Origin of the sequence: Geminicoccus flavidas, assembly GCF_009806515.1 — a bacterium.
Classification (GTDB): domain Bacteria; phylum Pseudomonadota; class Alphaproteobacteria; order Geminicoccales; family Geminicoccaceae; genus Geminicoccus; species Geminicoccus flavidus.
Map to the genome: position 1 here is coordinate 1 of NZ_WUJP01000604.1, position 1,607 is coordinate 1,607.

Annotated in this window: 2 protein-coding genes; one reads left to right on the forward strand and one right to left on the reverse strand. The window is 70.6% G+C overall.

Annotation, left to right across the window (positions count from 1 at the left end; translation table 11 throughout):
- Window positions 1-1,445, forward strand: a 1,445-nt coding sequence (locus tag EQG76_RS17100; RefSeq protein WP_159715605.1) for an adenylate/guanylate cyclase domain-containing protein, incomplete at its 5' end; no start/stop codon positions are given.
- A 13-nt stretch (window positions 1,446-1,458) separates the two neighbouring features.
- On the opposite strand, the gene EQG76_RS17105 is transcribed toward EQG76_RS17100, so the two are convergent.
- The coding region (locus EQG76_RS17105; protein ID WP_159715606.1) for a diguanylate cyclase domain-containing protein at window positions 1,459-1,607 on the reverse strand (149 nt) is incomplete at its 5' end.

Genomic DNA, 1,607 nt, shown 5'->3' on the forward strand with positions numbered 1-1,607 from the left:
TTTCCATCAACGACTGGCGGGAGGATCCGGGCTTCGAGGCGGCCATGGGCCAGGCAGCGCTGGCGACCGGCCCGTTCTGGGGCGAGCTCTACGTCACCGAGGGGCGCGAGATGCCCTTCATCAACCTGTTCGTCCCGGTCCGGCGGAACGGGGAGTTCATCGGCGCCCTGATCGCCGGCGTGACTACGGCCGAATTGTCCGAGTTCCTCGGCATGCTGGCCGGCAGCCAGATGCGGCCCTTCATCCTCTACGGACCGCACTCGGTGCTGGCCCATCCGGACCTGACCGGGGGATTCCCCGGGCTCAGCAACGAGCATCCGCTGCCGGACCTGGACGAACTGGGTGATCCGGTGCTGGCGAGGCTGTGGAGCCCGGACCCGGAGTTCGAATCCGAGCGGGGCAGCACCTTCGCCAACGACGCGGTGAGCGCCCGGATCGTTCGGGTGGACGGCGAGAGCTTCGTGTTCCTGCTCCAGGAGCTGGCGGGCTACGGGCAGCACCCCTGGATCATCGGCACCTACCTGCCGCTGGAAGTGGCAGCACCGCAGTTCGACCGCCTGACCCACCTGCTCTGGATCGGCGGGCTCGTGCTGCTGGTCGGGCTGGGGCTGGCACTGCTGATCGGCCGCAGCCTCAGCCAGCCGATCCGCGAGCTGGCGGAGGAGGCCAATCGCCTGCGCGAGCTCAATTTCGATGTGCCGCCGCCCCGGCTGCGCGGCATGTTCCGTGAGCTGAACGAGGCCGCAGCCGCCTACGACGCCATGGTCGGGGGGCTGCGCCTGTTCGCGACCTATGTGCCGCGCACCCTCGTGCGCCGGCTGATGCGGCAGGGCTCGCCCAAGGCGATCACCTCAGTGGAGCGCGAGGTGACCGTCATGTTCACCGATATCGCGGGCTTCACCACGCTCTCCGAGCATCTGCCGGCCACCGAGGTGGCGACCTTCCTGAACCACCACTTCACCCTGATCGACCGCTGTGTGGAGGCGACCGAGGGCACCATCGACAAGTATATCGGCGACGCGATGATGGCGTTCTGGGGGGCTCCGGGCTCCCAGCCGGACCATGCCGAGCGGGCCTGCACCACCGCGCTGGAGGTGGCGCGGGTCCTGCGCCTGGACAACGAGGCACGCGTGGCGCAGGGGCTGGCGCCGGTGCGGGTGCGGATCGGGATCTGCAGCGGCCGCGCGGTGGTGGGCGACATCGGCGCGCCCAGCCGGGTCAACTACACGGTGGTGGGCGATGTCGTGAACGTGGCCGAGCGGCTGGAGGAGCACGCGCGCGGCGTCGGCACGCCGGACGATGCGGTCACCGTCCTGCTGGCCGAGGGCACGATGGCGCTGCTCGGCGACCGCTTTCCGGCCCGCTCGCTGGGCCGGCAGGAACTGCGCGGCCGCCGCGAGCCGCTCGAGATCTTCCAGCTCGACACAGGCGACAGTGCGAGGTGAGGCCCGTGGCCGGTCAGGCCGGTGCTTCGGCCGCGGTGACCACCCGGTTGCGGCCGCCGTTCTTGGCGAGGTAGAGCGCTTGGTCGGCCCGCTCGATCAGGGCCTCGGGCGGCTCGCCCGCCCAGCCGGCGGCCACGCCGAACGATGCGGTGACCTTGCTCA